Source organism: Streptomyces sp. NBC_01241, assembly GCF_041435435.1.
Taxonomy (GTDB): domain Bacteria; phylum Actinomycetota; class Actinomycetes; order Streptomycetales; family Streptomycetaceae; genus Streptomyces.
In genome coordinates this window covers 7,790,287-7,806,703 of the sequence record NZ_CP108494.1, presented here as the reverse complement: position 1 = coordinate 7,806,703, position 16,417 = coordinate 7,790,287, and the positions used below count along the sequence as shown (strand labels likewise).

At 70.0% G+C, this 16,417-nt stretch carries 12 protein-coding genes; 6 read left to right on the top strand and 6 right to left on the bottom strand.

The window, feature by feature from the left end; genetic code table 11:
• The first annotated feature begins 194 nt into the window (after nt 1–194).
• Entirely contained in the window at nt 195–1,217 is a 1,023-nt protein-coding gene (locus OG306_RS35460) for a LacI family DNA-binding transcriptional regulator (RefSeq protein WP_323184065.1), read from the top strand.
• A gap of 90 nt (nt 1,218–1,307) precedes the next feature.
• Here OG306_RS35460 and OG306_RS35455 read toward each other — a convergent pair whose 3' ends face one another.
• The 4 genes from OG306_RS35455 to OG306_RS35440 form a co-directional block, all read right to left on the bottom strand.
• Nucleotides 1,308–2,774 carry a M1 family metallopeptidase gene (locus OG306_RS35455; RefSeq protein WP_327349190.1) on the bottom strand — a complete coding sequence of 489 codons (1,467 nt, stop codon included), beginning with the start codon at nt 2,772–2,774 and terminating at the stop codon, nt 1,308–1,310.
• Nucleotides 2,771–4,444 carry an extracellular solute-binding protein gene (locus OG306_RS35450; protein WP_327258480.1) on the bottom strand — a complete coding sequence of 558 codons (1,674 nt, stop codon included), beginning with the start codon at nt 4,442–4,444 and terminating at the stop codon, nt 2,771–2,773. Before OG306_RS35450 ends, OG306_RS35455 begins: the two co-directional genes overlap by 4 nt.
• Nucleotides 4,445–4,505: 61 nt before the next feature.
• Nucleotides 4,506–5,366: a carbohydrate ABC transporter permease gene (locus OG306_RS35445; protein ID WP_371666074.1), complete on the bottom strand. Its 861-nt coding sequence runs from the start codon at nt 5,364–5,366 to the stop codon at nt 4,506–4,508.
• A gap of 82 nt (nt 5,367–5,448) precedes the next feature.
• A complete protein-coding gene (locus OG306_RS35440; RefSeq protein WP_266750450.1) occupies nt 5,449–6,462 on the bottom strand; it encodes an ABC transporter permease in 1,014 nt (337 codons plus the stop codon).
• A 339-nt stretch (nt 6,463–6,801) separates the two neighbouring features.
• On the opposite strand from OG306_RS35440, the gene OG306_RS35435 reads away from it, so the two are divergent.
• The 5 genes from OG306_RS35435 (at nt 6,802) to OG306_RS35415 (ending at nt 15,071) form a co-directional block, all read left to right on the top strand.
• Nucleotides 6,802–7,788 carry a hydroxyacid dehydrogenase gene (locus tag OG306_RS35435; RefSeq protein ID WP_266750449.1) on the top strand — a complete coding sequence of 329 codons (987 nt, stop codon included), beginning with the start codon at nt 6,802–6,804 and terminating at the stop codon, nt 7,786–7,788.
• 223 nt (nt 7,789–8,011) lie between these two features.
• Nucleotides 8,012–9,106 carry a LacI family DNA-binding transcriptional regulator gene (locus OG306_RS35430; RefSeq protein WP_266750447.1) on the top strand — a complete coding sequence of 365 codons (1,095 nt, stop codon included), beginning with the start codon at nt 8,012–8,014 and terminating at the stop codon, nt 9,104–9,106.
• 161 nt (nt 9,107–9,267) lie between these two features.
• Nucleotides 9,268–10,668: a M60 family metallopeptidase gene (locus OG306_RS35425; protein WP_371666294.1), complete on the top strand. Its 1,401-nt coding sequence runs from the start codon at nt 9,268–9,270 to the stop codon at nt 10,666–10,668.
• 22 nt (nt 10,669–10,690) lie between these two features.
• Complete coding sequence (locus OG306_RS35420; protein WP_327258482.1) at nt 10,691–13,123, top strand: polysaccharide lyase 8 family protein; 2,433 nt, start codon at nt 10,691–10,693, stop codon at nt 13,121–13,123.
• Between the two features lie 37 nt (nt 13,124–13,160).
• Nucleotides 13,161–15,071, top strand: coding sequence for a DUF2264 domain-containing protein (locus OG306_RS35415; protein WP_266750443.1), 1,911 nt, complete (start codon nt 13,161–13,163; stop codon nt 15,069–15,071).
• A 6-nt stretch (nt 15,072–15,077) separates the two neighbouring features.
• On the opposite strand, the gene OG306_RS35410 is transcribed toward OG306_RS35415, so the two are convergent.
• Together OG306_RS35410 and OG306_RS35405 are read right to left on the bottom strand one after the other, a co-directional pair.
• The gene (locus OG306_RS35410) at nt 15,078–15,665 is read right to left on the bottom strand and encodes a GAF domain-containing protein (protein ID WP_266750441.1); all 588 of its coding nucleotides are present in this window, start codon (nt 15,663–15,665) and stop codon (nt 15,078–15,080) included.
• A complete protein-coding gene (locus OG306_RS35405; protein WP_266750440.1) occupies nt 15,662–16,222 on the bottom strand; it encodes a GTP-binding protein in 561 nt (186 codons plus the stop codon). Before OG306_RS35405 ends, OG306_RS35410 begins: the two co-directional genes overlap by 4 nt.
• Between the last annotated feature and the right edge of the window lie 195 nt (nt 16,223–16,417).

Here is a 16,417-nt window from a genome sequence, read left to right as displayed (position 1 = left end):
CTTTCAGAAAGCGCTTTCTGATAAGGTTTTCGCCACGCTAATGACTGCCTGCACGCAAGGTCAATAGGTCGTCGACAAGTTTCGCGCCTTCCACCACCGCGCCCTTGGGGGTCGACTTGAGTGAATGGGGAACACCGCACCACCCGGAACCGCACCACCGCGGACCGCGCCACGCCCCTCGCGCGGCGGCGCATGTGACGCTCGACGCCGTGGCCCGGGAGGCCGGCGTCTCCCCCGCCACCGCCTCGCGCGCCCTCAATGGCACGGCCAGGGTGCGCGACGATCTGCGCGAGCGGGTACGGGCGGCGGCGGACCGGCTCGGCTACATCCCCAACGCTCACGCACAGGCACTCGCGAACGCCACCAACAACCGCACGGTGGGCGTGATCTGCCATGATGTCAGCGACCCCTACTTCGCCGCCGTGTCCAGTGGTGTGATGCGGGCCGCCGCCGAACAGGATCTGTTGGTGATGCTGGCCTCCACGTTCCGGGAGCCCGCCCGGGAGATCGCCTACGTCTCGATGCTGCGGGCCCAGCGCGCCCGGGCGATCCTGCTCATCGGCTCCGGGTTCCAGGACCGGGCGTGGGAGCGGGCCATGGATGCCGAACTGGCGCCGTACGTACGGGGCGGCGGACGGGTCGCGGTCGTCAGCCGGCACCGCAGCCTGCGGGTGGACACCGTACAGCCGGAGAACCGGGCGGGGGCGGCCGCGCTCGCCCGGACGCTGGTGCGGCTCGGGCACCGGACGTTCGCGGTGCTCACCGGGCCGCCCGCGCTGACCACGGTCTCCGACCGGCTCGCGGGCTTCCGGGAAGGGCTCGCGGAGGCGGGGATCGGGCTCGACCGGGTCGTGGAGGGCGCGTTCACCCGCGAGGGCGGGTACGCGGCGACCCGCCGGCTGCTGGCCTGTGGCCGTCCGCGGCCGACCTGCGTGTTCGCGGTCACCGATGTGATGGCGGTCGGTGCGCTCGCCGCGCTGCGGGAGGCGGGGTTACGGGTGCCGGAGGATGTCTCGCTGGCGGGCTTCGACGACATCCCGCTGGTCCGGGAGTTGTCACCGGCGCTCACCACGGTGGCGTTGCCGCTTACTTCGATGGGCGAGGACGTGATCGCGCTGGCGCTGCGGGAACGGTCGGCGGGGCAGCGGGCCCGGGTCGTGCGGGTGGCGGGCGAGGTGGTGGTGCGGGCGAGTACGGGAACGCCGCCGGTCGGATGACCGGCGGCGTCCGGGGGGTGGGGCCGTAGGGCCCTGGGGAGCGGCCCTACGGGTGGACGAGCACCTGGGAGAGCGCCACGCTGCGGCGGTTCACGCGGAGGCCTTCCAGTCGGGGTGGCCGGGCATGGGCGGGTTCACGGCCCCGAAGAGCCAGTCGCGCAGGAACGGGTCGAGGGACTTGTCGCCGGTGACGTCGACCGTGTGCCGGATGAAGGCCTCGCTGGTGTACGTGGAGTCCTTGAAGCGCTTCACCCACTCACGCATGACCCTGTCGAACTGCCGCTGCCCGATCTGAAGACTGAGGGCGTACAGGACGAGTGCGCCGCCGTCGTAGATGTTGGTGCCGCCGAGCGCCTTCGGGAGTCCGGGCGGGCCGTCGGTGGCGCGGACGGCGTCGAGCTTCTCGTAGGTGGCCTTCATCTTGTCCTCGAAGACCGACCAGCCGCGTTCGTCTCCGTACAGGCCGGCGTAGTACACGGCGGGGCCCTCGTTGAGCCAGGCCTGCTGCCAGTCGTTCGGGGTGACGGAGTCGCCGAACCACTGGTGGACGAGCTCGTGGACCATGGTGGTCTCGTAGCCGGGCCGGCCGTTGGCGTCGGGCTTGAACCAGTTGGTGGAGAACAGGGAGAGGGTCTGGTTCTCCAGGGCGTCGGTGTAGCCGTCGTAGATGTGGAGGCCGTAGACGGAGAACGGGTAGCGGCCGAACTTCGCCTCCGCCCACGCGAGATGGTCCGCGGTACGGGCGACGATCGGAGCGTACTTCTCCTCCTGGCCCTGCGGGACGATGTGGCGCAGTGGCAGTCCGCGGTGGCTGGTGCCGTACAGATAGGTGCCCTTGACGACGGCGATGCCGATGAGTTCGGTCGCCATGCGCTCACGGAGGGCGAAGTGCCAGACAGTGGAGCCGTCGGCGCGTGGGGTCTTGTGGAGCAGCTCGCCGTTGGCGGTGGCGACGTAGCCCTGCGGTGCGCTGATGTGGAAGGTCCACGTCGCCTTGTCGGACGGGGTGTCGTTGCAGGGCAGGAAGGTATCGGCGCGGGAGGACTGGGCGGCAGACGCGAAGCCGCCGTCGGTGCCGAACTTCCAGCCGCTCAGGCCGAGTCGGGGCGCCTTGCCGTTGCCCCGGTAGCGGATCTCGACGGTGAAGGCCTGGTTGTCGTGGAGCGGGCGGGCAGGGGTGACGGTCAACTCCTGGCCGCTCTGGCCCGGCGAGAGCTCCCAGGTGGCGGGGCGGCCGGCCACGGCGACGGACTCGATGATGTGGCCGTCGGTGTCCAGGTTGAAGGCGGAGATGTCCTGGGTCGCCTTGGCGTTGATCTTCACGACGGCGGTGAAGTCGTAGGTGACCGGGGTGAAGTCGAAGGTGAGGTCGTAGTGGACGACCTGGTAACCACCGTTGCCGAGGGTCGGGAACAGCGGGTCGCCGACGCCGTCGGAGCCCGGTTTCGGGTCGAAGCGGCGCGGCTGCGCTCCGGCGGGCGAGCCGAGGGCGGGTACGACGACGGCCGCGGCCACCGCCGCGCCGCCGAGTCTGAGGGCTGTGCGTCGCGTCGTCACTTCTTCCCCTTCTGGAAGGCGTCCTCGAATTCGCCGCGGGCCTGCTCGCCGCCCTTGGCCAGGTAGTCCTTGACGAGCTGGTCGTAGGCGGACATGGGCTTGCGGCCCGCGACGATGTCCTTCAGCGCGTCCTGCTTGAGGGTGTAGAGGCTGCCGTAGCCCTTCGAGTCCCAGGTGGGCGAGGAGTACTGGAGCGTCGGGTCGGGCTCCATCATCGGAATCAGCTTCGTGAAGGCGTCGTGGACGTGACGGACGCCCTGCTCCGAGTCGGCGCTGAAGATGGCGGGGACGGCGGAGGCCATGAACTTCCACGGCACGGTGACGTCCTGGGTGCCCTGCTTGGTGAGCGCCGGGTTGCCCTTGTCGTCGCGGGTGAAGTCCTTGCCCTCCACGCCGTAGTTGATGAGCGTGTACTCCTGGCTGCCGAACGGCGAGGCGGCGAAGTCGGCGAGTGCGAGGATCTGCTTGACCCGTTCCGCGGACGCCTTCTTGACGTGGGTGTTCTCCAGCTTGAGGTTGTCCATCCAGGAGATGGCGTCCTTGCCGATCGGGACGAAGGGGCGCGGGTCGTACTTCTTGTCGATCGCTCCCATGGAGGCGATGTACCCGACGCCGGGGGCCAGGTAGGTGGGCATGCCGTCGTAGACGAACGCGCCCTTGCCGTTCTTGAACATGTCCGTGTACTGGGCCTTCTGCGCCCCGGACATCTGAAGGGTGCCCGGGTAGTAGCAGCCGGCCTTGTACAGCTCCCGGGCGGTCTCCACGGCCTTGCGGTACTCCGGCGTCTCCAGGTCGGAGGTGAACTTGCCGGTCTTCTCGTCCAGCCGCCAGGCGTAGGGAGCGCCCGCGGACATCGCGAGCATCGTGGTGGCGCCCGCGATGATCGCGTACTGGTCCTTCTTCGGCCGGGTCAGTTCCTTGCAGACCTCGACGAACCGGTCGAGGTCGGTGATCTGGTCGAGGCTGGTGACGCCGACCTCCTCGAACAGGTCGTGGCGGTAGAAGCCGGCGCCGCCGGTGCCGGTGCGGGCGATCGGGATGCCGAACAGCTTCCCGCCGAAGATCGCGGCCTGCCAGGCGCCCTTCGGGATCGCGGCCAGGTTCGGGTAGTCCTTGATCTTGTCCCCGGCGAGGTACGGGGTCAGGTCGGCGCACTTGGCCTGGAGGAAGGCCGCCTTGTTGTCGACGCCTCCGGCCTCGGGGTACATGAAGAGGTCGGGCAGGCTGTCGCTGGCGACCATGGTGGAGAACTTTGTGCCGTAGTCGTCGGCGGGGACGGCGGTGATGTTCACCTGACCGCCGAGGAGCTTCTCGATCTCCTGCCAGGCGATGTTCTTGCCGCGCGCGGGCGGCGGCGGGGAGAAGGTCTCCATCGTCGCGCTGATCGGCTGGGCACCCTTGAGCGGGGTGTTCTTCGTGGCGCGCAGCGGCTTGGCCGGATAGCGGAAGAAACCCTGCGGAACGCCGGCCGCGGTGCCGGGCAGGTCGGGCTTGAGGCCGATGTTGCGGATCGCGGAGTTGGGGAGCAGCGAGGCGCTCTTGACCTCTGCCTTGGCGGTCGTGCCGCCGTCGCCGCAGGCGGCGAGCAGCGGGGCGGCGGCCAGTCCCAGACCGACGCCCGCTCCCATGCGGAACAGTGCTCTGCGGTTGATGGGGGTGGAGCTCGACACCTGAATCTCCTTGGGAGAAGGGGAAGGAAGGAGTGGGGGTCTGTGGGGTCTGTGGCTGCGCTCAGCCCTTGACGGCGCCTGTGAGCACGCCCTTGGTGAAGTAGCGCTGGAGGAACGGGTAGACGCAGAGGATCGGTACGACGGCGATCACCAGGACCGCCATCTGGACGGCCTGCTGTGGGGCGAGCACCTCACCGGCCGAGGCCGCGTTCAGGCTCTGGCCCTGCAGGACGTAGGTGCGCAGCACCATCGGCAGCGGCCACTTGTCGGAGTCGTTGAGGTACAGGAGCGAGTTGAAGAACGCGTTCCAGTACGTCACCGCGTAGAAGAGGCTGATGACGGCGAGAACGGCCTTGGACAGTGGCAGGACGATCCGCACCAGGATGCGGAAGTCTCCGGCGCCGTCGACCTTCGCGGCGTCGTACAGCTCCTCCGGAAGGCTCATGAAGAACGACCGCAGGACGACCAGGTTGAAGGCGCTGACCAGGGTGGGCATGACGAGCGCCGCGTAGGTGTCGTACAGGCCGAGCCCCTTGACCAGCAGGAAGTTCGGGATGATGCCCGCGTTGAAGAGCATCGTGAAGAGGGCCGTCATCAGGATGAAGCGGGAGCCGGTGACGTCGCGACGGGACAGTCCGTACGCCATGCCGACGGTCACCAGCAGGCTGGCGAGGGTGCCGAGGACGGTGATGCCCACGGAGACGATCAGCGCCCGGGTGACGACTCCGCCGGTGAAGATGGTGCGGTAGGCATCCAGGGTGGGGTGGTCCGGCCACAGGACGAGACCGGAGCTCTTGATGATGTCGGTCTGCGAGGCGAAGCTCGTGCCGATGACGCCGACCAGCGGGTAGGCAACGGCGAGGACGACCACGACGATGGCGACCACCTTGGCGATCTGCCCGACACGGGTCGGCCGTTCCATCCACGGGGGCCTGCCGTCGGACTTCCGGGCAGGAGCGGGCGGGGGTTCCGGTGCGGCGGATTCCGTTGTGGCGCGCGTCTTCTCAGCGATCAGCACCGCGGTACACCCCTTCGTGGCCGAGTCGGTGGGCGAACTTGTTCGCGCCCAGGACGAGTGCGGTGCCGATGACCGCCTTGACGAGACCGACGGCGGCTGCGACGCCCCAGTCGTTGTCCTTGATGCCGTGGTAGTAGACGTAGGTGTCGAGGACCTCACCGGCGTCCGGGCCGACCGCGTCGCGCTGGAGCAGGATCTGCTCGAAGCCGACGGACAGGATCTGCCCGAGATTGAGGATCAGCAGCAGAATGAGTACGGGGGCGATGCCCGGCAGGGTCACGTGCCACAGGCGGCGTCGCGGGCCCGCGCCGTCGATCGCGGCGGCCTCGTACTGCTGCTTGTCGATGTTCAGCAGCGCGGCGAGGATGATGATCGTGCCCCAGCCGGCGTCCTTCCAGGCCACCTGGAGGGTCAGCAGCCACGGGAAGGCGTCGGGGTCGCTCATCATGTCGTAGCGCGGCAGCCCCAGACCGTCGAGCACGTCGGGCAGGAGGCCCGCGCCGCCCAGGATCTGCTGGAAGATCGAGACGATGATGACCCAGCCGATGAAGTGCGGCAGGTAGACGACGCTCTGCACGAACCGCCTGACGCGGTCGCTCGCGATGCTGTTGAGCAACAGGGCCAGCGCGACCGGGATCGGGAAGAAGAACACCAGCTGGACGAGGGCGATCTTCAGGGTGTTGAACGTCGCGGACCAGAAGGCCGGCTCACTGAACGCCGCGGAGAAGTTGGCGAACCCCACCCAGACGCTGTGCATGTAGCCGAGGTACGGCTGGTAGTCCTGGAACGCCACCACGTAGCCGAGCAGCGGTACGTAGTGGAAGACGACGAAGTACAGCAGACCGGGCAAAGTGAGCAGCAGCATCATCCGGTCCCGCTTGATCCGCTGCCAGAGCGTCAGCCGGTGCTGTGCGACGGCGGCCTGGGCAGCGGGCGGAGAGGGTATTTCAGCCTTCTGCCGCCGCTTCTCCCGCGGCAACGGGGGTGCTGTTTCAGCCATGGTCTTTCCTGTTCGGCTGGGTGGCGCGACTTGAGCCTTCTGAGGCCGCAAGTTAGTAAGCGGTTAACCCAAGCGTCAAGAGATCTGGGTGAATGTCCTTGAGATGCGACATCCGGCGCATCAAATCAGACCCAACGAAACATCAAAAAAGCTGATCAAGCGGACGGTTGGGTCACCTGTGAGCTTGACGGTCGGCCATCGCGCTCCTTAGCGTGCCGGTCATTCCATAGAACGCGATTACTATCCGGAGGCAGGGTGCGAACCACCGAAGAGGCACCGGCTCATTCCGGTAGCGATGCTGCGGCACCGCCCCCGCAACGGCCGCGCACAGTCCTGGCCATGAGCCCCGGACTGCTCGACGACGTTTTTCCGCCACCGGTGCGGGCGCGTCTGGAGGAGACGGCCGACCTCCTCAGCCCGTTCGTGATCAGCGAGTTCGACTCCCCGGAAGCCGCCGCGGCGCTGAGTGCCGCCGAGGTCCTGCTCACCGGCTGGGGCTGCCCACCCGTCGACGCCGAACTGCTGGACCGGGCGCCCGCGCTCCGTGCCGTCATCCATGCGGCCGGCACGGTGAAGACGTTTCTGACCCCGGCCGCGTTCGACCGGGGGATCGTCGTCTCCTCGGCCGCCGCCGCCAATGCCGTGCCGGTCGCCGAGTTCACCCTGGCGGCGATCATCATGGGCGCCAAACGCGTCTTTCCGCTGGCCGGGCTCTTCCGCGCCCGGCGCACCCACCGCACCGCCGCCGACCTCGACCGCCAGCACTGGCTCGGTACGCACGGCCTGACCATCGGCGTCGTCGGGGCGTCCCGGATCGGCCGCCGGGTCATCGAGCTGCTCCGGGTGCTCGATGCGGAAGTCCTGCTGTACGACCCGTATGTCGGTGAAGCCGAGGCGGAACTCCTCGGCGTCACCCCGACCGACCTGGACACCCTGGTGGCGACCTGCGACGTGGTGACCGTCCACGCCCCCGACACGCCTGAAACCCGCGGGATCATCGATGCCCGGCGGATCGGCCTGATGCGCCCCGGCACCCTGCTCGTCAATACGGCGCGCGGCCCTCTGGTGGACACCGAGGCGCTGACCGAGCACCTGGTCAGCGGCCGGCTGGACGCCGTCCTCGATGTGACCTCGCCCGAGCCGCTGCCGGACGGTCACCCCCTGTGGGACCTCCCGAACGTCTTCCTCAGCCCCCATCTGGCGGGCGCTCAGGGCAACGAGGTGGGGCGACTCGGGGCGCTCGCCGTGGACGAGCTGACGCGGTACGCGCACGGCACACCGTTCGACCATCCGGTGCACCGGGCCGACCTGGGGAGGATCGCATGAGCCCCGTCCCGGCACAGGCCAGTGCCGCGGCCGGCCGTGCCTGCCCGGAAGGAGCGTCGTCCGGTGCGTGCGATCGCAAGGCGGCCGGACGTCCTGGTAGCCGAGCCACCAGGGCTCTTGGCCAACGCGGCGAGCGTGCGTGATGGGCGGCGCGACGGGGCAGAGCTTGCCGGGAGGGGCACTAGGCTCGGCGTCACACAACAGCCACCAGGGGGTGAGCCGGATGCGCCGGCAGAGCACGGCCGCGGACGGACAACGGCGCGCGACGGTCACCGATGTCGCGCGGCGCGCGGGCGTCTCTACGGCCACGGTCTCCCGCGTACTGAACCGCAACTACCCGGTCGCCGAGGCGACCCGGGAGCGTGTCGAGTCCGCGATGCGCGAGCTCGGCTATGTCGTCAACGCCCACGCCCGTGCGCTGGCCGGGGTGTCCAACCGCACCGTCGGCATCATCGTCAACGAGGTCATCGACCCGTTCTACGCGTACATCGCGCGCGGCGTGGAGCGAGAGGCGGCGCTCGGCGGCCGGCTCTGCCTGGTCTGCTGCACCCAGGGCGACCCGCAGCGCGAGCTGGCGTTCATCGATCTGATGCACGAGCGCAGGGCGGACGCGGTGGTCGTGGTCGGCGGCTCCCTCGCGGACCGCGGCTACATGAGCGAACTGGCCCGCAGGGCGCGCGAGCTGGACGCGGGCGGATCGAAACTCGTGCTGTGCGGCAGGCCACCGCTGGGCGAACAGGCCCCGACCGTCGCGGTCGAGTACGACAACGAGGGCGGCGCCTTCGCCATCACCGACCACCTGCTGATGCAGGGGCACGAGCGGATCCTCTATCTCGGCGGCCCGCCCAAGCTCTCCACCACCCGCGACCGGCTGGCCGGGCACCAACGAGCCCTGCGGCTGCGCGGTATCGCCCCGGCCCCCGAGCTGGTCCAGTCCGGCGCCTTCAGCCGCAACTTCGGATACCGGCGGATGGTGGAACTACTGCGGGACGGACCGGACTTCACCGCGGTCTTCGCTGCCAACGACATGGTCGCGGCGGGCGCGGCGCAGGCCCTGGAGGAGGCCGGGGTACAGATACCGAAGGACGTGTCCCTGGTGGGGTACGACGACATCCCGGTGGCCCAGGAGCTGCGGCCTCGGCTGACCACCGTCCATGTGCCGCTGGAGGAGATGGGGCGTCAGGCGGTACGGCTCGCCGTGACCGGCGGCGACGAGGACGACTGGCGCGAGCCGACGACGGGTGTGCTGCGGCTCGGTACGCACATCGTGGTACGCGATTCCGTTGCGCCACGGCCGGGACGCCCCACCCGCATGTGACCGGTTACTTCCCGCCTGTCCACAGTTGGCCATAGAAAATCACAGTAACTTCCCGACTCCCCTTGCGGGTCGATAGCAACCGCTTACATGCTGACGCCGAGCAGCACCGTTCCGCACGCTTCCGCCCCTCATCGCTTCCGCAGGGAGAGTTCCGCATGCGTATGCCCATCGACTCCGCAGACTCCGCCGGCTCCTCCACCGCCCGTTCCGCCCACGCCTCCCCCGTGGGCAGGCGTTCCGTTCTCGCCGCCGCGGCCGGAGCCGGAGCGGCGCTCGCCCTCGGCGCCGGTGCCGGCCCGGCCCGGGCCGCGACGGCCGGTGCCACCGCCGCGCCGGGTGCCCGCCCGGTCAAGCTGGCCCTGACGGCCCGGCCCGCCGCCGAGGCCGAGCGGCTGCGGCTCGGACAGGCCCTGCGCGGCTCGGAGTTCCAGCCCACCGGCCTGTACGTGCCGGCCGGCGCACCCCTCTCCCTCACCGTCCAGCCGCACGACGGTCTGCTGCCCACCCTGTGGATCGGCGCCTGGGACTACTACGGCGAGATCACCGAGCCGCGCAGCTATCCACTGACCGCGGGCGCGAACACCGTGACGGACCCGCACGGCGGCCCGGTCTATCTCACCCTGACGGGCCGCGGCGAGCGGGCCGGTGTGCTGGTCCGCTCCGGTGCCCTCCCCATGCCGGTCTTCGCCCTGGGCCGCACCTCGGAGGCCGATTTCCAGAACCAACTGGACACGCTCACCGCTTCCCCGTACGTCGAACTGCACGCCCCGAACACGATCATGACGCTCACTCGCGAGGGTGCGCTGCTGTACCGCGGCGAGGACCATGCCGCTCTGCTCGGTCTGGTCGAGACGATCACCGACTCGCATGCCCGGATCAGCGGCCTCGACGGTTCGAAGCCGGTACACCGGCGCAAGGCGGGGCCGTACCACTTCACCGAGGTCAGCAAGGTGCCGACCGGTGTCGGCGCCTACGCCACCCACGGCTACAACGGCTTCCCGCGGGCCTATCTCGACCGGGCCACGACGGTGGAGGGGCTACGGACCCGCGGTTGGGGGCTCTACCACGAACTCGGGCATCTGCACCAGCAGTTCGCGTACAAGCCCGGCGGTCTGACCGAGGTCACGGTCAACATCTACTCGCTGGCTGCACAGCGCACCCTGAAGCAACCGTCCAACCTGCTCACCGTCGATGCGACGACGGGGCTCACCTACTTCCAGTCCGCGCAGCTCAAGTTCGGTACGGCCGGGCTGAGTTACGAGAAGTCGTTCGGCGCGTACGAGAAGCTCGTCCCGCTGCGCCAGTTGGAGCTGGCCTTCGGCGACGACTTCTGGCCCCGACTGCACAAGCTGGTGCGCGAGGAGAACCCGCAGTCGCAGTACACGGAGGACGACAAGCGCTACCGGGCCCTCGCCACGTACTCCAGCCGTATCGCGGGCTACGACCTCACGGACTTCTTCGTGAACACCTGGGCGTTCCCGATCGATGCCACGGGCAGGGCCGAGTTGGCCGCGCTGAACCTGCCGAAGCCGCCCGTCGACCCGTCCGCGCTGGCCGACTGACCGCGACGAAAGAAAGTCCACCGTGAACCTCAGCAGAAGAACCCTCCTCGCGGCGAGCAGCGCCACCGCTGTCACGGCCACGACAACACTCCTGACATCGGCCGGCGGCGCGCAGGCCCGTCCGGTCGCGGCCGCATCGGCGGGAGCCGCGGCCACCGCCGACTTCGACACGCTGCTCCAGCGGGCCGAAACGCTGCTCACCGGCGGCGGGTTCGACCCCGCCGACGCCGACTTCACGGCCGCGGTCGCGGCACTGGACGCCACGGCCACCGGCCTGTGGGACACCCTCGACCGCGGCGCCGGACGCACCGCGCTCTGGCCGGACCTCGCGCCCCTCACCGACCCGGGCAACTTCGGCCAGAGCTACACGCGGCTGCGCACCCTCGCGACCGCCTGGGCCACCGAGGGCACCTCCCTCACCGGCAGCATCCAGGTGGCGGACGCCCTCGTCGCCGCGCTGCGCTTCAGCCACGACATCGCGTACAACCCAGCCAAGCCCGAGACGGGCAACTGGTGGTTCTGGGAGATCGGCGCCCCGCGCGCGCTGATGGACTGCGCCGTCATCCTGCGCGACCGGCTGCCCGCAGCCGATCTGACGGACTATCTCGCGGTCGTCGACCGGTTCTGCCCGGACGCGGACCGCCGTACCAACTCCCCCACACTGTCCGAGACCGGCGCGAACCGCACCGACAAGGCCGTCATCGTGGCGCTGCGCGGGCTGCTGGGGCGGGACGCCGCCAAGCTGGTCTCGGCCCGTGACGCACTCTCCGACGTACGCGACGTGGGCCGCAACAGCCTTTTCCGGTACGCGACGTCGGGTGACGGCTTCTACCAGGACGGGTCGTTCGTCCAGCACGATGTGGTCGCCTACACCGGTACGTACGGCGTCGTGCTGCTCAGCGGCACCGCCTATCTGCTGGCGCTGCTGGCGGGGTCCGAGTGGGCGGTGGCCGACCCGGAGGTGTCGGTGATGTACGAGGCCGTCGAGCGGACCTTCACCCCGGTGATCTTCGACGGACTGATGATGGACTCGGTGCGCGGCCGGGCGATCTCCCGGCAAGCCGCCGGTGACCACCGCGACGGCGCGGCGGCCGTCGCGGCGATCCTGCTCCTCGCGTCCGGTGCACCCGCCGAGTACGCGAAGCGCTGGCGGGCACTGGTCAAGGGCTGGCTGATCCGCAACCGCACCACCCCTTTCGAGACCCTCGCGAGCCTGCCCCGACTCGCCCTGGCCAAGGCCGTCCTGAACGACGGGACCGTCCCCGCCGAGGCGCGTACGACCGGCAGTCTCGTCTTCGCCGACATGGACCGCGTCGTGCACCGCCGCCCCGGCTGGGCCTGCGCGCTGTCGCTGTCGTCGAAGCGGATCTCGGCGTACGAGGCGGGCAACGGCGAGAACCTGCACGGCTGGTACACCGGCGACGGCATGACGTATCTGTACGACGGCGACGATCTGCGGCAGTACAACGACGGCTTCTGGCCGACCGTCGACCCGTACCGGCTCCCCGGCACCACGGTCGACACCCGGCAGCGCACCGATCTCGGCACGAGCGCGGGCACGTCCACCTACTGTCCGTCCAATGCCGTCGCGGGCGGTGCCGTGCTGGACGGCAGGTACGTGGCGGCCGCGATGGAGGTGACCGGTGCGCAGGGCACCACCCTGCGGGCCAGGAAGTCGTGGTTCCTGCTGGACAACGCGGTGATCGCGCTCGGTGCCGGCATCACGGCGGGCGACGGCCGCCGGGTCGAGACGATCGTGGAGAACCGGAACCTGGGCGCCGACGGCGGGCACCGGCTGTTGATCGACGGCGTCCGGCAGCCCGTCGACCAGGGCTGGACCCATGAGTTCGACGGAGCCCGGTGGGCGCACACGGACGGCGTGGGCGGCTATGTGTTCCCCGGCGGGACCACCCTGCACGCCCTGCGTGAACAGCGCACCGGCACCTGGCAGGACATCAACTCCGGGTCGGACACGGGCGGCAGCGCCGATCCGGTCACCCGCCGCTATCTGACGCTCTGGGTGGACCACGGCTCCTCCCCCACCGACGCCCACTACGCCTACGTGCTGCTGCCCGGCGCGTCGGCGGCGGCGACCGCCACCTGGTCGCGGTCCCGGCCGGTCCGGATCGTCGCCAACGACACCACCGCACAGGCCGTGGAGGTACGCCGGGCCGGACTGACCGCGGTGAACTTCTGGGGCGCCGGAACAGCGGCCGGGATCACCGCATCGGGCCCCGCGTCGGTGCTCGTACGGCGGCACGGCGCGCGCGTGAGCGTCGCGGTCGCCGACCCGGGCCGGACGCTCACCACGCTCTCGGTCGAGCTGCCTTTCCACGTACGGTCCGTCGTGGACGCCGATGACACGGTGAGCCTCGTCCCGGGCCGAAGGCCCGTCCTCACCGTCACCGTCGGCGGCTCCCGCGGCCACACCCACCGAGCCGAACTCATCCAGTAACCCACACTCCGCACCCCCTCCGAGGAGCAGCACCACCATGTCCGTCACACCGCATCTGCAACTGCCGCCGCCCGACCGGCTCCTGTCGTCCCGTACCGGCTGGACCCGGGCCCACTGGGAGGCGACGGCCGACCGGATGCTGGACGCACTGGTGCCGTACGCGACACCCGGCTTCGCGCAGTACCGGCTGCCGGGCCGCACCAGCTGGTCGGGTGTCGTCTCGGACGGTCTCGAAGGGTTCGCGCGGTCGTTCCTGCTCGCCGCCTGCCGGATAGCGGGCGCGGGCGGGGCGGTCGACCCCGCACTGATCGAGCGGTACACGGCGGGCCTGGCCGCGGGCACGGATCCCGGCAGCGGGGAGGCGTGGCCGCGGCTGACGGACTGTTCGCAGCAGATGGTGGAGGCGGCCTCGGTCGCGGTCGCGCTGCACGAGACCCGGCCGTGGATCTGGGACCGGCTGGACGCCCGGGTGCAGGAGCGGGTCGTCGACTGGTTCTCCGGGTTCGTCGGTGGGCGTACCTGGGACAACAACTGGCGGCTCTTCCAGGTGGTGTCCGAGCAGTTCCTCGCCTCGGTCGGTGCCCCGTACAGCCGCTCCGACATCGAGAGCAATCTGGACAGGATCGAGGACTGGTACGTCGGCGACGGCTGGTACACCGACGGGGACGGCCGGAACTTCGACTACTACATCGGCTGGGCCATGCATCTGTACCCGCTGCTGTGGTCCCGGATCGCGGGCCCCGACGACGGGGGCCGCACCGAGGTCTACCGGGAGCGGCTCAGCCGGTTTCTGGAGGACTACCCGCACTTCTTCGGCTCCGACGGGGCACCGGTCCACCAGGGCCGCTCACTGACGTACCGGTTCGCCGCGCTCGCACCGGTGTGGATGGGGGCACTGGCCGACTGCACCCCGCTCGCACCGGGGCTGACGCGCCGGCTCGCCTCGGGCACGATGCGGCACTTCGCGGAGCGCGGTGTGCCGGACGAGCGGGGGCTGCTGACACTGGGCTGGTACGACACGTTCCTGCCGAGCACCCAGCCGTACTCCGGTCCCGCCTCGCCGTACTGGGCGAGCAAGGGTTTCCTCGGGCTGCTGCTCCCGGCGGACCATCCGGTGTGGACGGCGCGCGAACTCCCGCTGCCCATCGAGGAGTCCGACCGGTACACCGCGCTGCCGGCCCCCGGCTGGCTGCTGCACGGCACCCGTGACGACGGCATCGTGCGGCTGATCAATCACGGCAGCGACCACAATCCGCCGTACGACGAGACGGCCGACCCGTCCGAGGGCACGGAGGACCCGCACTACGCCAAGTTGGCCTACTCGACGGCGACGGCCCCCGAAGCCGCTCCGCATGCCGTGGCACGCTCCATCGACGGCCATCTGGCACTCGTGGCCCCGGACGGCACGCCGTCGCTGCGCCGCCGGATCCATCCGCTGCGCTGCGAGGACCGCGTGGCCTCCTCCTGGTACGCGGCCCGGCTGCCCGGCGACGATCATCCGTACCGGATCGAGACGACGAGTGTGCTGCACGGCCCGTGGGAGATCCGGGTGCACCGGGTCGAGGCGCCCGAGGGTGCGGTGCTGCGGGAGGGCGGTCACGCGGTCGCTCACACGGAGAGTCCGTTCGCCCTGTCGGGTCCCGACTGGGCGCTGGCCCGTACCGCCGACGGTCTGAGCAGCGCCCTGGTCGCGCTGCACGGCTGGGACGGTGGTCCCGAAGGGGCCGCTGTGGCGCGTGACGTCCAGTCCAACGCGTACGGGCCGCGCTCCGCGATCCCGTATCTGCGCAGCCGACCGCACCCGGGCGGGCGGAGCGTCCATGTCTCGCTGGTCGCCCTCTCCCGGGACACCGTGCATCCGGCGGCGTTGCGCGACTCGGTGCGGGTGCGGGCGGGATCGGAGTCGGTGGTGCTGACGTTCCTGGACGGTACGACGGTCGAGGTCTGACCGCGGTCAGCCGCCGATGCTGTTCTCCTCCCGCCGGTCGATGTGCCCGACCAGTTCTCGCGCCAGGGACTTGATCATGTCGAGCCCCGCCCTGCCCCATGGGCGGGGCACGGTGTCGACCGCGCAGACGGCGCCCAGGGCGATGCCCGTGCGGTCGATGAGGGGCGCGCCGAGATAGGAGCGGATGCCTATGTCGTCGACCACCGGATTCCCGGCGAACCGCGGGTAGTCGCAGACGTCCTCCAGGACGAGCGCCTTGCGCCGTACGACGACATGTGGGCAGTAGCCGCGGTCGAGGGCCACGTAGCGGCTTGCGCGGCCGCTGCCCGCGGCCGTGGCGCCCAGGTGGGATCCCTTGTGCGTGCCGGCCGGGGTGTGCAGACCGGCGAAGAACTGCCGGTTCCCGTCGATGAAGTTGACCATCGAGAAGGGCACGTCGGTCACTTCGGCGACCCGGTCGGCGAATGCGTCGAAGTTGTCGAACGAGGCATCGGCGCGTTCCCCCAGACCCAGGGTCCGCAGCCGTTGGGTACGGACGAGGGCGTCCCGGTCGACGGGCGTGAGCAGCAGCCGGCCGGCGGCGTGCCCGGTCACGTGTGGGATCCGAAGGCGGTCAGCGGGGCCGGGGCGGAGGTGACGTTGATCAGGTGCTGAACCAGGGTGACCAGGGCCCCGGTACCGGAGCTGGCGATCCGGGCGTCGCAGAGCACGACCGGCACGTCCGGTCCCAGATCGAGTGCGGTCCGTACCTCCTCCGGGGCGTAGCGGTAGGCCCCGTCGAACTCATTCACCGCGACGATGAAACCGATACCGCGCCGCTCGAAGAAGTCGACGGCGGCGAAGCACTCCGCGAGCCTGCGGGTGTCGGCGATCACGACCGCTCCCAGCGCGCCCTGGGAGAGCTCGTCCCACATGAACCAGAAGCGTTCCTGGCCGGGGGTGCCGAACAGATAGAGAACGTGCTGCTCGTCGAGGGTGATGCGGCCGAAGTCCATCGCCACGGTGGTGGACGTCTTGGACTCGATGCCGTCGAGGCTGTCGGTCGCGGCGCTGACCTGGGTCAGCAGCTCTTCCGTGCTGAGCGGCGCGATTTCGCTGACCGCGCCGACGAAGGTCGTCTTGCCGACGCCGAACCCACCTGCCACCAGCACCTTGAGCGCGACGGGAAAGCCTTCTGAGGCATCGGGCCCGGCGGAGTCGTAGCCGCCGCCGACGTCATAGGACCCGCCGACGTCATAGGACCCGCCGGATCCGTAGGAACCGTCGGCATCATGAGAACCATCCGAGGCATAGGAACTATCGGAGCCATAGGAAGTATCGGAACCGTAGGAAGTATCGGAGCCGTA

What these genes read in the sequence shown, in the direction of transcription:
- OG306_RS35445 (WP_371666074.1), bottom strand. Translation starts at nt 5,366, where the DNA reads ATGGAACGGCCGACCCGTGTCGGGCAGATCGCCAAGGTGGTCGCCATC.
- OG306_RS35440 (WP_266750450.1), bottom strand. Translation starts at nt 6,462, where the DNA reads ATGGCTGAAACAGCACCCCCGTTGCCGCGGGAGAAGCGGCGGCAGAAG.
- OG306_RS35435 (WP_266750449.1), top strand. Translation starts at nt 6,802, where the DNA reads ATGAGCCCCGGACTGCTCGACGACGTTTTTCCGCCACCGGTGCGGGCG.
- OG306_RS35430 (WP_266750447.1), top strand. Translation starts at nt 8,012, where the DNA reads ATGCGCCGGCAGAGCACGGCCGCGGACGGACAACGGCGCGCGACGGTC.
- OG306_RS35425 (WP_371666294.1), top strand. Translation starts at nt 9,268, where the DNA reads ATGCCCATCGACTCCGCAGACTCCGCCGGCTCCTCCACCGCCCGTTCC.
- OG306_RS35415 (WP_266750443.1), top strand. Translation starts at nt 13,161, where the DNA reads ATGTCCGTCACACCGCATCTGCAACTGCCGCCGCCCGACCGGCTCCTG.